Genomic DNA, 17,491 nt, shown 5'->3' with positions numbered 1-17,491 from the left:
TACGAGGGACGGAAGACGGACCCCGGCCGACCGCCGAGAACGCCGACCTCGACGTCACGGGACGAGGCCTGCGCGCGGGCGCCCGTCGATCCGTCCGTAGACGTGGACGCGCAGGGCTCGTTCCTTGTCGAACGGCAGCTCTCAGGTATTACTTGGCGGGGGATCAGCTCACGCATTCCGCGGGAAGTAGATCTTGGATTGCCGGACGACAGCAGGGGAGATCTCGGTGCAGGGGCCGTCAGTATCATGGCGTTCGATCAAGAAGTGCGAACAGGCATGGCTCCAAGGCGTCGTGCAGCTGAGGTCGGGCAATCCGGCCGCCGCTGCCGAGTCCTTCCGCTCGGCCCTCGAGCACAATCCGCTCGCGGCCGATGCCTGGCTAGGGTTCCATGCCGTCGGGCAGCTCCAGGACCGGGCGGTCGAGGCCATGTACGGTCAGGCCCAGGACTTCGGTGCCCTGCGGAGGAAGCTCCAGACCCCCTTGTCCTCCCGGTTCCAGATCGGGGGCTACGTGAACTTCCGCCTGGAGACGGACCGTGACCTGTGGCTCGCGCGGGCGGCGAAACTCCTGGACGACGGCCTGCTCGAGCAGGCGTGGAACATGCTTTCCCATGCCGTGCTCGACTGCGACGAGACCCGGTTCGTTTGCGCACGGTACGCCTTCCTGAAGAGGGACTGGCCACTTCTGCTCACCTTCGCCGAAGGGATTCGGAACTCCTTCCTGAGGGACGAGTCACAGCTCTACGTCGCGGCCGGCCTCATCGCCCAGGGCGTTTCCCACGAGGCGCTCAACGTCCTGAGACCGCTCCCGCAAGCGCTCGGCGACAACGCCGGCTTCCTCGGCGAAGTCGCCTATCTGCGTGGCCGTGCCTACGAGGAGCTCGACCGTGCCGAGGAAGCGCTGAAGCACTTCCAGACTGCGTTCCGATACAGCCCCGGCCTGGGCGACGTGGCCCAGCGTGCCCAGGCGTTGACCCCGCCGACCGCACCCGCACCCGTACCTGCACCCGTACCGGCCCAGGCCGCCCCGACCGTGCGGGAACAGCGCGGGAACTCCTCCGGCGGCACCTTGAGCGACGAGGAGCGTTCGAGGTTGCTGGACGAGGCGATGGCCGAGTTGGACGGAATGGTCGGCCTGGCCCCGGTGAAGCGCCAGGTGCGGAGCCTGTCGGCCCAGCTGCGAATGGCGGCAGTGCGCAGGAGCCAGGGCCTGACCGCGGCGCCTGCTCCGCAACACCTGGTGTTCGCCGGACCGCCCGGCACGGGCAAGACCACCGTCGCCCGCATCGTCGGCAGCGTCTTCGCCGGACTCGGCCTGCTGGAGCGGGGCCACGTCGTCGAGGTGCAGCGCGTGGACCTCGTGGGACAGCACCTGGGCGAGACGGCGATCAAGACGTCCCAGGCCATCGACCGGGCGCTCGACGGAGTGCTCTTCATCGACGAGGCGTACGCGCTGTCCAACACCGGCTACTCGGGCGGTGACGCCTTCGGGAAGGAGGCCCTACAGGTACTGCTCAAGCGTGCCGAGGACGACAGGCACCGCCTGGTCGTGGTTCTGGCCGGGTACCCGGACGAGATCGCAGAGCTCCTGTCCACCAATCCGGGCCTCGCTTCCCGCTTCAACACCCGGGTGGACTTCCCTGCCTACGCGGCCGACGACCTGGTGCTGATCGCGGAGTCGTTCCTCGAAGCCCAGGGCGATTCACTCACCGAGGAGGCCGCGAACGCGCTGCGCGTGTCATGCGACCTGGCCGTCACCCGAGACCTGATCGACCGCCTCGGCAACGGCCGCTTCGCACGCGAACTCGTGCGGAAGGCCGCCGCGGCGAGGGACCTGCGCGTCTTCGACCGGATCGGCCACTCCGGAGTTCCGTCGCCGGACGAGGTCACCACGCTGCACCTGGGGGATGTGATGGACGCGTACCAGGAGCTCACGGGAAGCATCGCCCCCCGGCCCGCTGCGGCTCCGGAGGACTGACCCGCAAGCCCGCCGGAGCGCGCGAGCCGAGTCCTGGCCTGCGACGTGTCACTGTCGCAGGTCCGTGAGTTCGCCATCGGGGTGCGCTTCGTCCAGCGAGCGAGAGCGGTGCCGCCGCGCGGACGCCGGGTAGCGGAGCCGTCGATCGATCTCGTGGTAGCGTCGTGCCGGAGGCTCGTAGGTGCCCGCCCCGGACGAGATGTGCGCCGTACCCGGCCTGCTAAGACGACGCACTCAGGAGGCGTCATGGCCGCAGCCCCATCCTTCATCGACTTCGACGGTCCGGTTTCTCGGCCCCGCGAGTTGGACGTCCGCTGGATCCACGGCTCGCCCTCGTCCAAGCACAACACCGACCCGGACATCCAGGTCCATGAGTACGACGAGCACACGGTCATCCTGCGGCAGAACATGGCGATCCACTACGAAGCGCCGTTCCTGTTCCTGTTGTTCGGCAACGACCGGGCGGTGCTGATCGATACGGGAGCCACCGCGTCACCTGAGTTCTTCCCCTTGCGCGCGGTGGTGGACCGGCTCGTCGACGGTTGGCTCGCCCGCCACCCCCGCCAGGAGTACCACCTGTTGGTGTTGCACACGCACGCCCACGGCGACCACGTCGCGGGCGACGGCCAGTTCGCCGACCGTCCCCACACCACGGTGGTCGCAGCGGAACTCTCCACGGCCTGGCAGTATTTCGGATTCGACGAGAACCCCACGGCCGTGACAAGGGTCGATCTGGGTGGCCGCAGCCTCGAGTGCCTGGCCACCCCCGGGCACCACGAGGCGGCCGTCACGTTCTACGACGCGTGGACCGGGTTCCTGCTCACCGGCGACACGGTCTATCCGGGCCGCCTCTACGTCCAGGACTGGCACGCCTTCGCGCGGACCATCGACCGCCTGATCGAGTTCTGCGAACGCAGAACGGTCACCCACCTCATGGGCTGCCACATCGAGATGACCACCGAACCGGGCGTGGAGTACCCGGTCCGCACCACCTACCAGCCCCACGAACCGCCACTGCAGATGACGACCGGCCATCTGCACGAGATCCGCGCCGCACTCAACGAGATGGGCGACCGGCCCCGCCGACTCGCCTTCCCCCTCTTCGTCATCTGCCCGGACGACTGAGCCGCGCTCCAGAGGCACTGCCAATCCGGGAAGCGGGCGAAGCGCCGCTGGCCGAGGCGCACACGAAGAGTGGCCGCACGATTACGGCTGGCGACGGGCTCAAGGCTCGCACAGGCGCACGGCGAGGGCGGCGATGTCATCGTCGAGGCGGCCCTTGCTGTGGCGGAGGAGATCGCGGTGAAGGGCCGTGAGCAGTTCGTCGGGTGGTGTCGGGGGCTGCCTGCGCATCCAGGCCGCCAGCGGGAAGAACTCGCCGTCGCGGGCGCGGGCCTCGGCGATCCCGTCGGTATAGAGGAGCAGCAGGTCATCGGGGGCGAAGTCGAAGGTGTCGACGCTGTAGTGGTCGCCGATCAGCTCCGCGAGGCTGAGCAAGGGGGAGGGGGTGGTGGACTCGAGGGTGAGGACCTTCCCCTGGTTCAGGAGCAGCGGCGGGGGGTGTCCGCAGTTGAGGATGTCGATGCGTCTACCCCCGTGCGGGATCTGGACGAGGAGGGCGGTGGCGAAGCGCTCCAACGGCCCCTCGGGCGGAAACGCGCCGTTGTAACGGGTGCTGCTGGCGTCCATGCGGCGTGCGACGTTGACCATGTCGATCTCGCCGTACGCGGCCTCCCGGAAGGCGTTCACGATCGCCGCGGCCGCTCCCACCGCCGGCAGGCCCTTGCCCCGGACGTCACCGATGAGCAGCCTGACCCCGAACGGAGTGTCGACCACCTCGTAGAAGTCCCCGCCGATGCGTGCCTCGGCCGCCGCCGCGAGGTACAGCGACTCGATCTCGATGCCGCCGAAGCGGCGCGGCAGGGGGCTGAGCACCACTTGCTGTGCCGCGTCGGCGACGAGCCGTACCTGGAAGAGGGTGCGCTCCCGCTGGAGCCGGACATGGCTCCCGTACGCGGCGGCGACGGTGACCGCGATGATCCCCGCGGCCGTCCACCACGTCCCCAGGTCCGGGAAGACGAAGCTGAGGCCGATCATCAGGATGAGACAGACCGTCCCGAGCAGGACGGTCGGCAATACCGGCCACATGGCGGCGGCGAGGGCCGGCGCCGCGGGCAGGAGACGGCTGAAGGCCATTTCCGGCGGAGTGTTGTACGCCAGGCTGGCGATGACGACGGTCAGGATGACCGGCGACAGCCGCACAAGTCGTCCCGGGCCGGGGCGCCTGCGTAGCCGCGGCCGTCCAGACTCGATCACACTTCACAGGATATCTACGTAATCGGGTCATAGCGCTCTGACGGTCGAGGTCGCGGTCCCCCAGTTGCGGACAGTATCTGTCCGCAAGGGTGTGCACTCTCGGTGTGTCGAGGCACCGACAGCCGCGGGAGGTCTACGCCGAGGGGGCCTCGGCCGGACCGGCTGACCGGTCGGTCCGCGACGACGTGGGGCACGGTCGTTCGGTCGTCCGGCCGTCCTCGGGCCGATCGGACGACCGTGGCCGGTCAGCCCGCACGCGGCGGGACCCGGATGCTGCCCCGTGTTACTCCAGTCGGCTGACGTGGCGGATCCGAAGTGCCACGATGATCCGTGCTTCAACAGTGTGCCGGACGGGACGCGGTGAGTGCGGTGACAGCGTGTCCCGGAGGCAGCCCTACCCCACGAAAGGGCGGACACCCCATGCACGTCACCCCCCTCTTATCGTCCTTGGGTCGCGAACAGGGCACGGCCGCGGACGATCCCATACGGTTCTACTACAGTCACAAGACGCAAGAGATCCTGCACAAGTACGGTCCGGGTCCCCGCGTCCACTTCCACGTGGGCCTCTACCCGGACGGTCCGCCGGACAGCACCGTCCCCCAGAGCGTGTTGAAGCAGCGCCTGTTCGATGCGCAGGAGCGGATCGTGCAGCATGCGGCCCGGTCGTGGGGCGCGTACGAGGAGTCTCCGCGGCGCCTGCTGGACATCGGCTGCGGCCTGGGCGGGACGTCGCTGTACTGGGCGCAGGAGCACGGAGCATCGGTCACCGGCCTCACCGTCGTAGCGGAACACATCCCGATCGTCCGGCACTTCGCACGGCACGCCGGGGTCGGGGAGCGGGTGAAGCCCGTACTGGCGGATGTGCACGACCTCGACGAGACCTGCGCGTACGACGCCGTCTACGCCAACGAGAGCAGCGGCTACACCGATCGGACCCGACTCTTCGAGGTCGTGGCCAAGGCGCTGGAGCCCGGAGGATGGTTCGGGATCCAGGAACACTTCGTGGGCCGTTCCACATGGCGCGAGTTCATCGACGGCTACTACAGAACGCGACTGGGACTGAGAGGGGAATACCTCACCGCGGCCGAGGCGGCCGGGTTTGAACTCGTGCACGAGGAGGACGTGACGGACTTGGTGGCGGAGTTCTGGGTGCAGTCCATGGCGTGGAACACCGCCGAACTCGACCGGCTCCGCGCGGGCGCCGACGCCGAGCCCGGCGCCTGGACCGGCGAACGGCTCGAACAGTCGACGCTCGCGCACAGCAGGTTCTTCCGGCTCTGGCGGGACCACGCGGTGCAGACGCGGCTGCTGCGCTTCCGGCTCGGGAGCGGCCGATGACGGCGTCCCCGGCACCATCCCCGTCCCCGTCTCCGTCCCCCTCCCCGTCCGCGGCACCCGCACCGCCACCGGCGCCCCGCCCCTCGCTCCTCGGTGCGCGCCTGCCGTCCTTCTACTGTCCCCTGGAGCGCAACCTCGTCCATCCCGAGGCGAAGCAGGTGGAGGCACGGGCGGTCGAGTGGCTGGACGCCTTCGGCATCTACCCGGATCCGGTCGAGCGCGCATGGGGCCTCGCCACCCACAGCGCCGACTTCTCCTGCCGCATCATCCCCGACGGGAACGTGGACGCCCTCCTCCTGTTCACCCAATGGAACTACTGGGCCAACGCCGTCGACGACTGGCAGGACTCGGGTTCCGACGAGGTGGGGACGGGTGTTGTCGTCGAACACGGCGTACGTCTGCTGCGCACCATCGAGGACCCGGGGTCATCGGTCCTGCCCGACGGACCGATGACCCGTGCGCTGCTGGACCTGGTGCGCCGCACCCATGCGGTGCTCACGCCCTACGAGCTGCGCAGGTTCGTCGAGGGGACGCGCGACTGGCTGCTCGGAGCGGCCTGGCGGGCCGCCCGGGCCGAGGCCGGGACCATGCCGGGGCTGAACGAGTTCGTCGCCATGGGGCCGCTGGCGAACGGGACGCGCTTCTCGCTGACCTGGTCCGACGTCGCCCGCGGGGACCGGCTGCCGGCGGAGGTGCTCTGCTCCCGTGCTCTGACGGCACTGACGGATGCGGCGGGATTCGTCGTCAGCGCGGACAACGACCTGTTCTCCTACGACAAGGACGACCACGTGGAGCCGAAGGAGGTGAATCTGGTCAATGTCCTCGCCCATCAGGAGAACTGCTCGCCCGCCGGGGCCGTGCCGCTCGCGGTGGCCCTGCGTGACCGGGTGATGGTCCTGTTCATGACGCTGCGGGCGCGGGCGGAGGTCGGTGCGGACGAGGAACTGCGCCGACACCTGGCGGCGTTGGGTCACTACGTGGCCGGCTCCATCACCTGGCAGAGCCGGGCACCCCGGTACGCGAGCCCGCGCAACCGCTACGAACTACCCCTGCCGGAAGCCCGGTTCGCGATCCGGTTCGCCGAATCCCCGAGCTCTGCCGGCACCGAGCCGCCGGATGTGCCGGCCCTCGCTTCCTGGTGGCAACGGCTGCACGACTGAGCGGTGCCGAGGGCCCCGGCCGGTGCGGTCGGGGCCCTCGGCCCGGAGGCCGGGAGCCGTTAGCCGTGGCCGAGCAGCCGCCGCCACCAGCTGACGGACCGGCGGCGGCGACCCGCGACCGCGGGCGCTGCCGCCGGCTGCGGCGGGACGACCGCGTGGACCGGGTGCCCGGCCGGCTGTTCGGCCGGTTGCTCGGCCGGTTGCTCGGTCCGGGACTGCGCGCTCGCCACGGGGCGGGGGGCGAACCGTACCGGCAGGGACAGCAGGTGGCGCGACATGAGGGTGCCGCGCCACTGCAGCTCGCTCGCGTCGACCGCCAGCTGGAGGTCGGGCAACCGGTCCAGCAGGACCTCGATGCCGGTGTCAGCGATGGCGCGGCCGATGTCCTGGCCCGGGCACTCGTGCGGGCCGCTGCCGAAGGCCAGGTGAGAACGGTTGCCGTGGACGGAGGCCGCGGGATCCGGCCGGATCTGCGGGTCCGCGTTGCCCGCGGCCAGCCCGAGCAGGACCATGTCGCCGGCCTTCACCTGCCGGCCGCCGAGCAGGGTGTCACCGGTGGCCCAACGCCCGATGATGGTGTTGATCGGGGGGTCGTCCCACAGGACCTGCTCCAGGGCGTCGGGCAGCGTCATGTGGCCTCCGGAGAGGCTGGCCCGGAAGCGCGGGTCGGTCAGCACGGTCCGCAGCGTGTTGGCGATCAGGTTCGCCGTGGTCTCGTAGGCCGCGATCAGCACGACGCGCAGGTGCATCAGCACCTCGGTGTCGCTCAGGTTCGCGGGGTGCTCGATCAGCCAGGAGGCGAGGTCGCGCACGGGCCTGGCCTTGCGCTCCACGACCAGCTGTTCCAGCGTGGAGGTGACGTAGCGGTCGCTCTGGAGGGCCGTCTCGGTCCCCTGGAGCATGTCGCGCGCCGCGTTGACCAGCAGGGGCCCGTGTTCGTCGGGTGCCCCGATGAGCTGGGTCATGACCAGCATCGGTAGCTGGTCGGAGAAGGCGGGCACCAGGTCGGCGTACCCCTCACCCGCGATCTGGTCGACGAGTTGGTTGGCGAAGCGCGTCACGTAGCGGCGGATGCCGCGCTTGTCGAAGCGCCCCAGGGACTCCACCACGGCCGAGCGCAACCGCTCGTGAACGGGCCCGTCGGTGAAGTTGCACACCGGTACCCAGGAGACCATGGGGCCGAGCGGGGTGTCGGCCGGCACCCGGCCCTCTTTCATGTCGCGCCATCCGCGCGGGTCGCGGGCGAAGCGCGAGGACGTGCGCGCCACGTCCAGGTTCTCCCGGTGGCCGAGGACCAGCCAGGCCGGGAGGTCTCCGCTCACCAAGACGGGCGCCACCGCCCCGTGTTCGGCGCGCAGCTTCTCGTACAGTGCGAGGGGATCGGCCTGGGCCTCCGCTCCGTGGAGACGGTACAGGCCGCCGGCGGTCGCCGCCGCCGCGTGGGCGGGGCACTCGGGCGGTGGGGTGGGGCCGGTGTTCACATTGCCTCCTGGGTGGCTGCCTGGGCGTGCAGGTAGCGCATGAGGGTCAGCAGGACATCGCGGGACGAGTCCCGCCGTCTGGCGTCGCAGACGAGGATCGGGACCGCGGGGGGCAGATCGAGGGCCCGGCGCAGTTCCTCCAGCGGATGCTCGGGTGCGCCGGGGAAGGAGTTGACGGCCACGACGAAGGGGACGCCCCGCTCCTCCAGCCGTCCGATGACGTCGAAGCTGATCTCCAGGCGACGGGTGTCGAGGAGCACGACCGCTCCGAGCGCGCCCTCGAAGAGCCCGCGCCACAGGAACCAGAAGCGTTCCTGGCCGGGAGTTCCGAACAGGTACAGGACGAGCTCGTCGTTGATGCTGATGCGGCCGAAGTCCATGGCGACGGTGGTGGTGACCTTGCGGTCCACGCCCCAGGTGTCGTCGATGCCGACGCCCGCCCTGGTCATCGTCTCCTCGGTCGTCAGCGGCCTGATCTCGCTGACCGCACCGACCATCGTGGTCTTGCCCACGCCGAACCCGCCGACGACGACGACCTTCACGGCGGCCGCTGCCGTCTGTGGAAGTATGTCCGCCTCGCGCGGCCCGGCGGGCGGGTCAGAGCTTTTGAAGTCCATCGATCACTGCCTCGATCAGAGCAAGGTCGGGTAGCTGCGCGGCGGGAACGGGCGGGCGGACGTACACGCGCCTTGCGGCCATCAGGTCCCCGACCAGCACGGTGACGACGCTCACGGGCAGACCCGCGTACGCCGCGATCTCGGCAACCGACAGCGGGGACCGGCACATCCGCAGGATGGCCGCCTGCTCGGGCTGCATTTCGGGCTGGGCGGACCCTTTGGCCACGACCAAGGTCACGAGGTCCAGATGGACGGCGGTGGAGGGTCCACTGCGTCCACCGGTGATGACGTAGAGCCGTTCGGGGCTGGCGTCCTCCCAGCTCGTGGGCGGCTCATTCACTCGGGCTGCCCGTCGCGCCGGGGCGGGCTGCTCAGGTGGTCCCCCATTCGGGTCACCAGGTTGCGCATCTGCGCGCCCATCAGGCCCGCGTCCACGCCCTCGTCGGCGAGGACCGCGAGGTAGGAGCCGTCGCCGGCGGCCATCAAGTAGAAGAAGCCGCCGTCCATCTCGATCACGACCAGGCGCATCCTGCCCTCCGAACGGGGCAGTTCCGCGGCCACCGCTCCGGCCAGGCTCTGCAGGCCCGCGCAGGCCGCTGCCAGGCGGTCGGCCGTGTCGGTCTCGGCCCCGTGCTGCGCCACGCAGAGCCCGTCCGCGGACAGCACGATCACGTGCCGCGTCTGCGGCACTCCGGCCGCCAGGTCCTTGAGCATCCAGTCCATGCTGCTGATTCGTTGAGTCATCATGCTTACGCCCCCTTGGTCCCTGAACCCGACGTTCCTTCGGTGCCCGGCGCATCGTTGCCGGGCGTGCCGGACAGTCCGCTGTGGAACGCCTCCAGCCACATTCCGGGGCCGCCGTCGTCCGTCGACCGGGGCTCCGCGGCCGGCCGTAGGTCGTAGGTGGCCACCCGGTCCTTCCGGCGGCGCTGCGGCAGGCCGGTCGCGGTACGTGCGCCGACCTCCGGCTGCCCGGCGGCGACGGGCGCCGGCCCGGGCACCGGCGCCGGCCGGGGCGCGCCCGTGCCCTCCGACGAGCGGTCGAAGGGGTGCTCGCGCGGTGTGGCGGCCACGGCCCTGGGTCCCGAGGAGGAGCCGATGCCGTGGGCGAGACCGGTCGCGGAGGTCGCCGTGGTGATCAGGTGCTGCGGCACGATCACCACGGCGCGGACGCCGCCGTACGCGGACGAGCGCAGGGACACCTGGAACCCGTACGCCTGCGCCAGCCGGCCGACCACCGCCAGACCCAGCCTCGGCGTCTCGCCCAGGTCGTTGAGGTCGATGCCGGACTGCGCCTGCGCGAGCATCCTCTCCGCCCGGGCGCGGGCCTCCTCGCTCATGCTCAGGCCGCCGTCCTCGATCTCCACGGCGATGCCCGACTGGACCTCGACGGCCGTGAGGTGGACGCGGGTGTGCGGCGGCGAGTACCGGGTGGCGTTGTCCAGCAGCTCCGCCAGGGTGTGGATCAGCGGCTCCACGACGGGACCGACGACGGCGACCTCGCAGACCGAGTGCAGTTCCACCCGCTGATAGTCGATGATCCTCGACATCGCGCCGCGCATCACGCTGTACAGGGTGACGGCCCGGCTCCACTGGCGGCCGGGGCGCGCACCGCCGAGGACCGAGATGGAATCGGCGAGCCGGCCGATCAGGGCGGTGCCGTGGTCGAGCCGCAGCAGGTCGCCGAAGACGTCCGGGTTGCTCCCGTGCCGGTCCTCCATCTCGCGCATCTCGTGGGCCTGCTGATGGACGATCGCCTGCACGCGGCGGGCGACGTTGACGAAGGCCCGCTGTGCCGAGTCGCGAAGGCTCTCCTCGTTGTCGACCGCGTCGACGACGCGGGACAGCACGGCTTGGAGGGCGGCCCTGAAGCGCGGGGTCAGGGCTTCGTCGTCGCCCCAGCGGGTGCCGTGGCCGCCGCGCCCTCCCAGGGCGGTCAGCACGTCCTCGGCCGGTTCGCCCTTGCGCAGTCGCTCTATGGCCTCGGGCAGCACCGCTTCGGACAGCCGGGCCGCCTCGGTCTGCTGCCGGGCCAGGGCGTGCTGGAGGGCCGCGACCTGGGCGCGCCCGGCGGCGAGCGCGCGGCCGCGCCGTCGCGCCTCGACGAAGACCGCTGCGGTGCACACGGCGGCGACGGCGATCGAGGCGGTGCCGAGCGGTGCCGAGGAGGAAGCCAGCGCCCCTGCCAGGCAGGCAGCGGCCACGACCGCGATCGCGGGCAGCATCCGGCTTGCTCTTCCCTCCAGGCGGGGAGTTTCGGGGGGAGTACCTCTTTGCTCCATCGGCGTCCTCGAACTATCGAAAAGGGGGACCTTCTGACCGGTGGGCGGGAGCATAACTACGCCCAACTTCGCTGATGTGGGCTTTCGTTGGAGTTCATCGGACCGGAGGAACCGTTATGCGCCATCGGTGGCGTCGAATTCCGGCAAGGGGAGCGGTCCGCGCGTGGTGTGCGGTGACGTAAGAGGAGGTCGGAGGCGGGTCGGCCCCGTTTGCCGCTCGGGAATCCGGGCTCGTGTTCCGATCGGTTCGGCCGCATCCCCCGGTCCGTCGCTGGCGTCCCGGACGGAAATGCGCTACGGGGTGTCCTGCCGATCGGACCGGGCGGCGCCAGCCCGGTCCGATCGGTGAGGCGCTCCCTAGGGCTGCGGCTCGGGTTCGACCGGGCCGAGGCCGGTGAGCAGGACGTCGAGGGCGAGGTCGGTCGCCTCGTCCAGCGGCGTGTCCTCGAGCAGGGAGCCGACGGCCAGGGCCGCGAGACCGTGCACCACGGAGAAGGCGACCTGGGCGAGCCGGGCCGGGTCACCCGCCCGTACGACGCCCTCCTGCTGGGCGAGGGAGAGCAGCCCGGCGGCGATCTCCAGACTCTGGTGGCCGAGCTCGCGGAGCTCGGCGCTGGAGTGGTCGGCGTGTTTGGCCGTGAACATCAGGCTCAGTAGCGGGGCGTGCGCGACGGCGAAGTCGATGTACGCACGGCCCATGCGGGCGAGCCGGTCGGTGACGGGGCCTGGCTCGTCCACGGCGGCCCGCAGACGCGCGTTGAGCCGGGTGAAGCCGCCCACGGCGAGCGCGTCCAGCAGGGCCTGCCGGTCGCGGAAGTGGCGGCCCGGCGCCGCGTGGCTGACGCCGAGGTCCCGCGCGAGGGCGCGGAGGGAGAGGCTGTCCGACCCCGAGGTCGCGAGCACTTCTTCCGCGCGCGCCAGCAGGGCCTCCCTGAGATTGCCGTGGTGATAGGGCGCATCGGCGTCGGCCAAGGCGGTCTCCTCTCGATGTTGTCATTGACAACAATGTTTGCTCTGTCTACATTCAAGTATCGACCATCAACCGGAGTCCCGGAACGGAGCGCCGACCCATGTCTATGGCATACCGCGGAACCACAGCCCTGATCACCGGGGCCAGTGCAGGCCTCGGCGTTGAGTTCGCCCGGCAGTGGGCCGAGCGCGGAGCGGACGTCGTCCTCGTCGCCCGGCGCGTCGACCGGCTGCAGGAGCTGGCGGCCGACCTGGAGCGCCGGCACGGGGTCACGGCCCGCCCCATCGCCGCCGACCTCGCCCGGCCCGGTGCCGCGGCAGCGCTGCATGCGGAGCTCGACGCACTCGGCGTACCGGTCCACACGCTGATCAACAACGCCGGTTTCGGCACCCACGGCCCCTTCGCCGGCGAGGACCCCCACCGGATCAGCGAGATGATCCAGCTCAACGTGCTCGCGGTGACGGAACTGACCAGGGAGTTCCTGCCCGGCCTGACCGCCGACGGCCGGGGCGCCCTCGTCACCGTCGCCAGCTCGGCCGCCTACCAGCCGACCCCGGCGATGGCGGTCTACGGCGCCACGAAGGCCTTCGTCCTGAACTTCACCGAGGCCGTCGCGTACGAGACGCGCGCCTCCTCCCTGCGGGTGCTCGCCGTCTCGCCGGGGCCGGTCCGCACCGAGTTCTTCGACGTCGTCGGCAGCCGGGAAGCCGCCGTGGGCCGGATGGCCACCCCGGAGCAGGTCGTCACCGCGACGCGCCGGGCACTGGAACGCGGCAAGACCCCGCCCAGCATCGTCGTCGGCCTCGGCAACCGGGTCTCGGCCACGGCGTCCGCCCTGGCCCCCCGCCGCCTCGCACTGACGGTGGCCGGGCGCGTCCTCAAGGCGTGACCGGGCGGGAACGCCGAGCGCTCAGGGCGCACTCCAGCACCGGAGGGCGGGCCGTCACAGGGGTGACGGCCCGCCCTCCGGGACTTCGGGGAACGAAAGGGGGCCGGAGGTCCCCCGTGAGACCTCCGGCCCGGGCGCCCGTCGGGCGCCGGCGGGACGGTCCTACCAGGCGGCGCGGCAGTTCAACAGCTTGGTGGTGCCGACCTTGCGGTCGCAGGCGTAGGCCTTCACGTCCTTCTTGTTCTTGAAGGTCCAGCTCTTCGAGCCGTTGACCACCGCCACGTAGTTCTTCACGGAGTGCCAGGCGCCGTCCTTCCAGTCCTGGTACGCCAGGGCCAGGACCGCCTCGTAGCCGTCGCCGGCCACCTTGTCCCGGGCCGTGGCGCCCTGGAACGAGCCGGAGTAGAGCTTCTCGTTGGTCCCCGGGATCGTTCCCGACACGTGGTACTCGTAGGTGCCGCTGATCTCGGCCTTGCCGCTGCTGGAGGTCTGGTTGAAGCCCATGGTGGTCGCGCTCGCGGTGCCCGCCAGCCCGACGACGAGGGCCGAGGCGACGGCGGAGGCCCCGACGAGCGTGCGCTTCACACGAGTGGTCATGGCGATGTCTGCCTTTCTCAAGGAAATGGGAAGGAGGTGGGTGCGCCGCCCCCGTGGTGTGCTCCGGCGGCCGGCCAGACAGAAAGCTAGGCGGGCCGGAGGCCGCCCGGCGGCACGCACCGGGATGATTCGGGCCTCCACCCGGTGCGGGTGGTGGACGTCCTCGCTGCAACTCCGGCGGTAGCCGGATCGTGCGGCCGTGGTGGGCACCGGTCCTGCGACAGGCCCATGGCCCGGCCGCCCGACGGCCCGTAAGCTGCGCCGATGCGCGCTGGATCGGGATTCCTCGACGGGCTCGGGGGAAGGTACCGGCCGCTGGCCGTCGATTCGTTGCTCGCGCTGGGCTACGTCGGCGCCGGGCTGTTGCTGGGGCAGGAGCAGCCGCCGGCCGGCTGGCGGTCCGTGGACGGGCTGGGGGCGACCCTGACCGCCCTGGTGGGTCTGGTCATGGTCGCCCGCCGCATCGCACCCGTCGCCGTGTTCGCCGCCAGCGGCGCGCTGTGGGTCCTGTTCATCGCCTGCGGGTACTGGCCCGTGATCAATTCGATGCCGCCGCTCCTGGGCCTGTACACGGTGGCGGCGACCCGGCGCCCCCGAACAGCCGTCGTGTGCACGGTCGTTGTGGCGGGAGCGTGGCTGTACGCCGGGATCGCCAACATCGAACACAGCTCCATGCCGACCGTCCTGGCCCAAGCGGTCCTGTTCCCGGCCGTCGTCCTCGTCGTCGGGCGCGGCTCGGCAGCCCTCGCCGAACGGAACAGGCAGTTCGCCGAACTGACCTTCCGGCTGCGCGGACAACAGGAGGAGAACGCACGTCAGGCCCTCACGGAGGAGCGGGTGCGGATCGCGCGGGAGCTGCACGACGTGGTCGCACACCACATGTCGGTGATCTCGCTCCAGGCGGGCATGGCCTCGTACGTGTTCCCCACGGACCCGGCGGCGAGCCGGCGGGCCCTGGACACCATCGCCGACACCAGCAGGGAGGCGTTGGAGGAGATGCGCCGCATGCTCGTACTCCTGCGCGTCGGCCAGGAAGGACAGCGGGACGGACGAGGGGAGGAGGGCGCCGCCTACACCCCGGCACCCGGGCTCGACCTGCTGGACAGGCTGCTGGAGCGGGTCCGGGGCGCAGGGGTCGACGTGACCATGGAGGTCGCCGGATCCCCGGTCCGGCTTCCGCAGGGCATGGCCCTGTGCGTCTACCGAGTGGTCCAGGAGGCGCTGACGAACGTGCTCAAACATGCGGGACCGACCAGGGCGGCCGTGACCATCCGTTACGAACGGCACACCCTCGTGGTGCGCGTCACGAACGAAGGGGACGGCACGTTCCAGCCAAACGAGGAACTGTCACCCAGTCACGGTTTGATCGGCATGAGGGAGCGAGCGAAGATCTACGGCGGGTCGGTCACCGCCGGCCCCCGCGCCCTCGGCGGATTCGAGGTACGGCTCACCCTTCCGGCGCCCACCACCAGCGACCGGCCGGGTGGTCTTCCGGCCCCGGGCACCGGGGACGTCCATACCCGATGAGGAACGAACTCCCCGATGCCCACGGTACTGGTGGTCGACGATCAACTGCTCATCCGTGCCGGACTGGTGTCCCTGCTGAACGCCGCGCCGGGGCTGTCCGTGGCCGGCGAGGCGGGTGACGGGGACGAAGCCGTCCGACTGGCCGAGGCCACCGCACCCGATGTCATCCTCATGGACCTTCGGATGCCGGGCACGGACGGCATCACCGCGACGGAACGCATCCTTCGCCGTGCGGGTGACAGGGGTGACGCACCACCGAGGATCCTGGTGCTGACCACCTTCGACCTCGACGAATACGTCTACAACGCGCTGCGTGCGGGCGCCTGCGGGTTCCTGCTCAAGGAGACGCCCCCCGAGCGCCTGGTCGCCGCCATCCATACCGTCGCCTCGGGCGACATGCTCTTCGCGCCGACCGTCACCCGGCGCCTGATCGAGGCGTACCACCCCGGGCCGACACCGCCGGGAGCGATCTCCCCGCAGTGGCACACCGTGACCGGCCGCGAGCGCGACGTCCTGCGCCTCGTGGCCACGGGGGCGACGAACACGGAAGTCGCCCGGCAGCTCTTCATCAGCGAAGCCACGGTGAAGACCCACCTCAACCGAGCGATGGCCAAGCTCGGGCTCTCCAGCCGCGCCCAGGTCGTCGTCTTCGCCTACGAAACGGCCCTCGTGACCCCGGGTGGCCCGACGGGCCTGCCGGGCTCCGGCCCCGCTGCGGACGGGCCGGGCTGAGCATCCGGGGGAGTCCCGCGCGCAGCGGCCCCCGTTATGTTTTTCGCGGTCCTGCAATGGGGCCGCTGGCCTCCGGGCCCGGTATGACTGTGTCCCCTCTGTCGGACGAATGACCTGGGGGGTGGTGTCGCCGGGCCCGTGGGGTGCCGTCACAGACGCTGATGAGAGACCCGGCCACCGCCCGGTCCGGCGCAATGCCGGGCAGCGACGTGGGCGGCAGGTCTGCATAACGTGGATGCGCGAGCACGGTGCCGTTGCCGAGGCCGGCCTGGTCAACGACCCTGAGAGGGTGCGATGTTCGACATCGAAGGCGTGGGCGTCTTCCTCGGGATGGACGTCGGCAAGACCGCCCACCACGGCCACGGGCTCACCCCGGCCGGGAAGAAGGTTTTCGACAAGCCCATGCCCAACAGCGAACCCAGGCTGCGGGCCGTCTTCGACAAACTCAAGGCCAAGTTCGGCACCGTCCTGGTCATCGTCGACCAGCCCGCCTCGATCGGCGCTCTGCCCCTGACCGTCGCCCGGGACGCGGGCTGCGAGGTCGCCTACCTGCCCGGACTCGCCATGCGGCGGATCGCCGACCTCTACCCGGGCGAGGCGAAAACCGACGCGAAGGACGCGGCGGTCATCGCGGACGCCGCCCGGACGATGCCTCACACCCTGCGTTCGCTGGAGCTGACCGACGAGATCACCGCCGAGCTCACGGTGCTGACCGGCTTCGACCAGGACCTCGCCGCCGAGGCCACCCGCACCAGCAACCGGATACGCGGCCTGCTCACCCAGTTCCACCCGAGCCTCGAGCGCGTGCTCGGGCCCCGGCTGGACCACCCCGCCGTCACCTGGCTCCTCGAGCGATACGGATCCCCCGCCGCCCTGCGCAAGGCCGGCCGCCGCAGACTCGTCGAGGTGATCCGGCCCAAGGCCCCGCGGATGGCCGCGCGGCTGATCGACGAGGTCTTCGACGCTCTCGACGAGCAGACCGTCGTGGTCCCGGGAACCGGCACTCTCGACATCGTGATCCCGTCCCTGGCCGCCTCCCTCTCCGCGGTCCACGACCAGCGCCGGGCCCTGGAAGCGCAGATCAGCACCCTGCTGGAGGCCCACCCTCTTCACCAGGTCCTGACCTCGATGCCCGGAGTCGGCGTCAGGACCGCCGCCGTCCTGCTGGTCACCGTCGGCGACGGCACCAGCTTCCCCACCGCTGCCCATCTCGCCTCCTACGCCGGCCTCGCCCCGACAACCAGATCCTCGGGGACCTCGATCCACGGCGAACACGCGCCACGAGGCGGAAACCGGCAGCTCAAACGCGCCATGTTCCTCTCCGCCTTCGCCTGCATGAACGCCGACCCCGCCTCACGCGCCTACTACGACCGGCAAAGGGCCCGCGGCAAAACACACACCCAAGCCCTCCTCCGGCTCGCCCGCCAACGCATCAGCGTCCTGTTCGCCATGCTCCGGGACGGCACCTTCTACGAGTCCAGAACCCCCACCATCACCCTCGCCGCATGACCACCCCAAACGCCCGCATACCCGGCACCACGTCCTTGACGAAGGACATAGAGACACCCCCCGCCCCACAATGGAGATCGACGAGCGGGAGGGGA

The 17,491-nt window shown here is 70.7% G+C and carries 16 protein-coding genes and 1 riboswitch; of the genes, 8 read left to right on the top strand and 8 right to left on the bottom strand.

Translation table 11 applies throughout. The features are described 5' to 3' along the window. The first annotated feature begins 226 nt into the window (after positions 1–226). The gene (locus OG207_RS03595; protein WP_329095797.1) at positions 227–1,978 is read left to right on the top strand and encodes an AAA family ATPase; all 1,752 of its coding nucleotides are present in this window, start codon (positions 227–229) and stop codon (positions 1,976–1,978) included. A 167-nt stretch (positions 1,979–2,145) separates the two neighbouring features. Further along, positions 2,146–2,213: riboswitch (guanidine-III (ykkC-III) riboswitch) on the top strand. Between the two features lie 11 nt (positions 2,214–2,224). Further along, positions 2,225–3,103, top strand: coding sequence for an MBL fold metallo-hydrolase (locus OG207_RS03590; RefSeq protein ID WP_329095796.1), 879 nt, complete (start codon positions 2,225–2,227; stop codon positions 3,101–3,103). A 99-nt stretch (positions 3,104–3,202) separates the two neighbouring features. Here the strand turns inward: OG207_RS03590 and OG207_RS03585 are convergent, their stop codons facing one another. After that, the gene (locus OG207_RS03585; RefSeq protein ID WP_329095795.1) at positions 3,203–4,294 is read right to left on the bottom strand and encodes a PP2C family protein-serine/threonine phosphatase; all 1,092 of its coding nucleotides are present in this window, start codon (positions 4,292–4,294) and stop codon (positions 3,203–3,205) included. 420 nt (positions 4,295–4,714) lie between these two features. On the opposite strand from OG207_RS03585, the gene OG207_RS03580 reads away from it, so the two are divergent. Then, positions 4,715–5,632, top strand: a complete 918-nt coding sequence (locus OG207_RS03580) for an SAM-dependent methyltransferase (protein ID WP_329095794.1) — start codon at positions 4,715–4,717, stop codon at positions 5,630–5,632. Further along, positions 5,629–6,792 carry a terpene synthase family protein gene (locus tag OG207_RS03575; protein ID WP_329095793.1) on the top strand — a complete coding sequence of 388 codons (1,164 nt, stop codon included), beginning with the start codon at positions 5,629–5,631 and terminating at the stop codon, positions 6,790–6,792. The genes OG207_RS03580 and OG207_RS03575 overlap by 4 nt, the downstream gene beginning before the upstream one ends. Before the next feature lie 59 nt (positions 6,793–6,851). Here OG207_RS03575 and OG207_RS03570 read toward each other — a convergent pair whose 3' ends face one another. The 6 genes from OG207_RS03570 to OG207_RS03545 all read right to left on the bottom strand — a co-directional run bounded on the left by OG207_RS03570 (position 6,852) and on the right by OG207_RS03545 (position 12,144). Then, a complete protein-coding gene (locus OG207_RS03570) occupies positions 6,852–8,273 on the bottom strand; it encodes a cytochrome P450 (protein WP_329095792.1) in 1,422 nt (473 codons plus the stop codon). Further along, on the bottom strand, positions 8,270–8,890 hold the full coding sequence (locus tag OG207_RS03565; RefSeq protein WP_329095790.1) for a GTP-binding protein: 621 nt from the start codon (positions 8,888–8,890) through the stop codon (positions 8,270–8,272). The genes OG207_RS03570 and OG207_RS03565 overlap by 4 nt, the downstream gene beginning before the upstream one ends. After that, the gene (locus OG207_RS03560) at positions 8,871–9,230 is read right to left on the bottom strand and encodes a DUF742 domain-containing protein (protein ID WP_329095788.1); all 360 of its coding nucleotides are present in this window, start codon (positions 9,228–9,230) and stop codon (positions 8,871–8,873) included. Before OG207_RS03560 ends, OG207_RS03565 begins: the two co-directional genes overlap by 20 nt. Beyond that, entirely contained in the window at positions 9,227–9,637 is a 411-nt protein-coding gene (locus tag OG207_RS03555; RefSeq protein ID WP_402694344.1) for a roadblock/LC7 domain-containing protein, read from the bottom strand. The genes OG207_RS03560 and OG207_RS03555 overlap by 4 nt, the downstream gene beginning before the upstream one ends. A 2-nt stretch (positions 9,638–9,639) precedes the next feature. Beyond that, complete coding sequence (locus OG207_RS03550) at positions 9,640–11,172, bottom strand: sensor histidine kinase (protein WP_443072648.1); 1,533 nt, start codon at positions 11,170–11,172, stop codon at positions 9,640–9,642. A gap of 357 nt (positions 11,173–11,529) precedes the next feature. Next, on the bottom strand, positions 11,530–12,144 hold the full coding sequence (locus OG207_RS03545; protein WP_329095785.1) for a TetR/AcrR family transcriptional regulator: 615 nt from the start codon (positions 12,142–12,144) through the stop codon (positions 11,530–11,532). Between the two features lie 98 nt (positions 12,145–12,242). Here OG207_RS03545 and OG207_RS03540 point away from each other — a divergent pair, with 98 nt between their 5' ends. Next, positions 12,243–13,031 (top strand): SDR family NAD(P)-dependent oxidoreductase, encoded by a 789-nt coding sequence (locus tag OG207_RS03540; RefSeq protein ID WP_329095784.1) that lies wholly within the window; start codon positions 12,243–12,245, stop codon positions 13,029–13,031. A gap of 162 nt (positions 13,032–13,193) precedes the next feature. Here OG207_RS03540 and OG207_RS03535 read toward each other — a convergent pair whose 3' ends face one another. Beyond that, positions 13,194–13,628, bottom strand: coding sequence for a hypothetical protein (locus tag OG207_RS03535; protein ID WP_329095782.1), 435 nt, complete (start codon positions 13,626–13,628; stop codon positions 13,194–13,196). 264 nt (positions 13,629–13,892) lie between these two features. Here OG207_RS03535 and OG207_RS03530 point away from each other — a divergent pair, with 264 nt between their 5' ends. From OG207_RS03530 to OG207_RS03520, 3 genes are all read left to right on the top strand, one after another. Further along, positions 13,893–15,155: a sensor histidine kinase gene (locus tag OG207_RS03530; protein ID WP_329095780.1), complete on the top strand. Its 1,263-nt coding sequence runs from the start codon at positions 13,893–13,895 to the stop codon at positions 15,153–15,155. Between the two features lie 15 nt (positions 15,156–15,170). Then, entirely contained in the window at positions 15,171–15,887 is a 717-nt protein-coding gene (locus OG207_RS03525; protein WP_329095778.1) for a response regulator transcription factor, read from the top strand. A gap of 294 nt (positions 15,888–16,181) precedes the next feature. Further along, on the top strand, positions 16,182–17,396 hold the full coding sequence (locus OG207_RS03520) for an IS110 family transposase (RefSeq protein WP_329095776.1): 1,215 nt from the start codon (positions 16,182–16,184) through the stop codon (positions 17,394–17,396). Positions 17,397–17,491 lie beyond the last annotated feature (95 nt).

This window comes from Streptomyces sp. NBC_01439, assembly GCF_036227605.1.
GTDB lineage: Bacteria > Actinomycetota > Actinomycetes > Streptomycetales > Streptomycetaceae > Streptomyces.
This window is presented reverse-complemented; position numbering and strand designations above follow the sequence as displayed.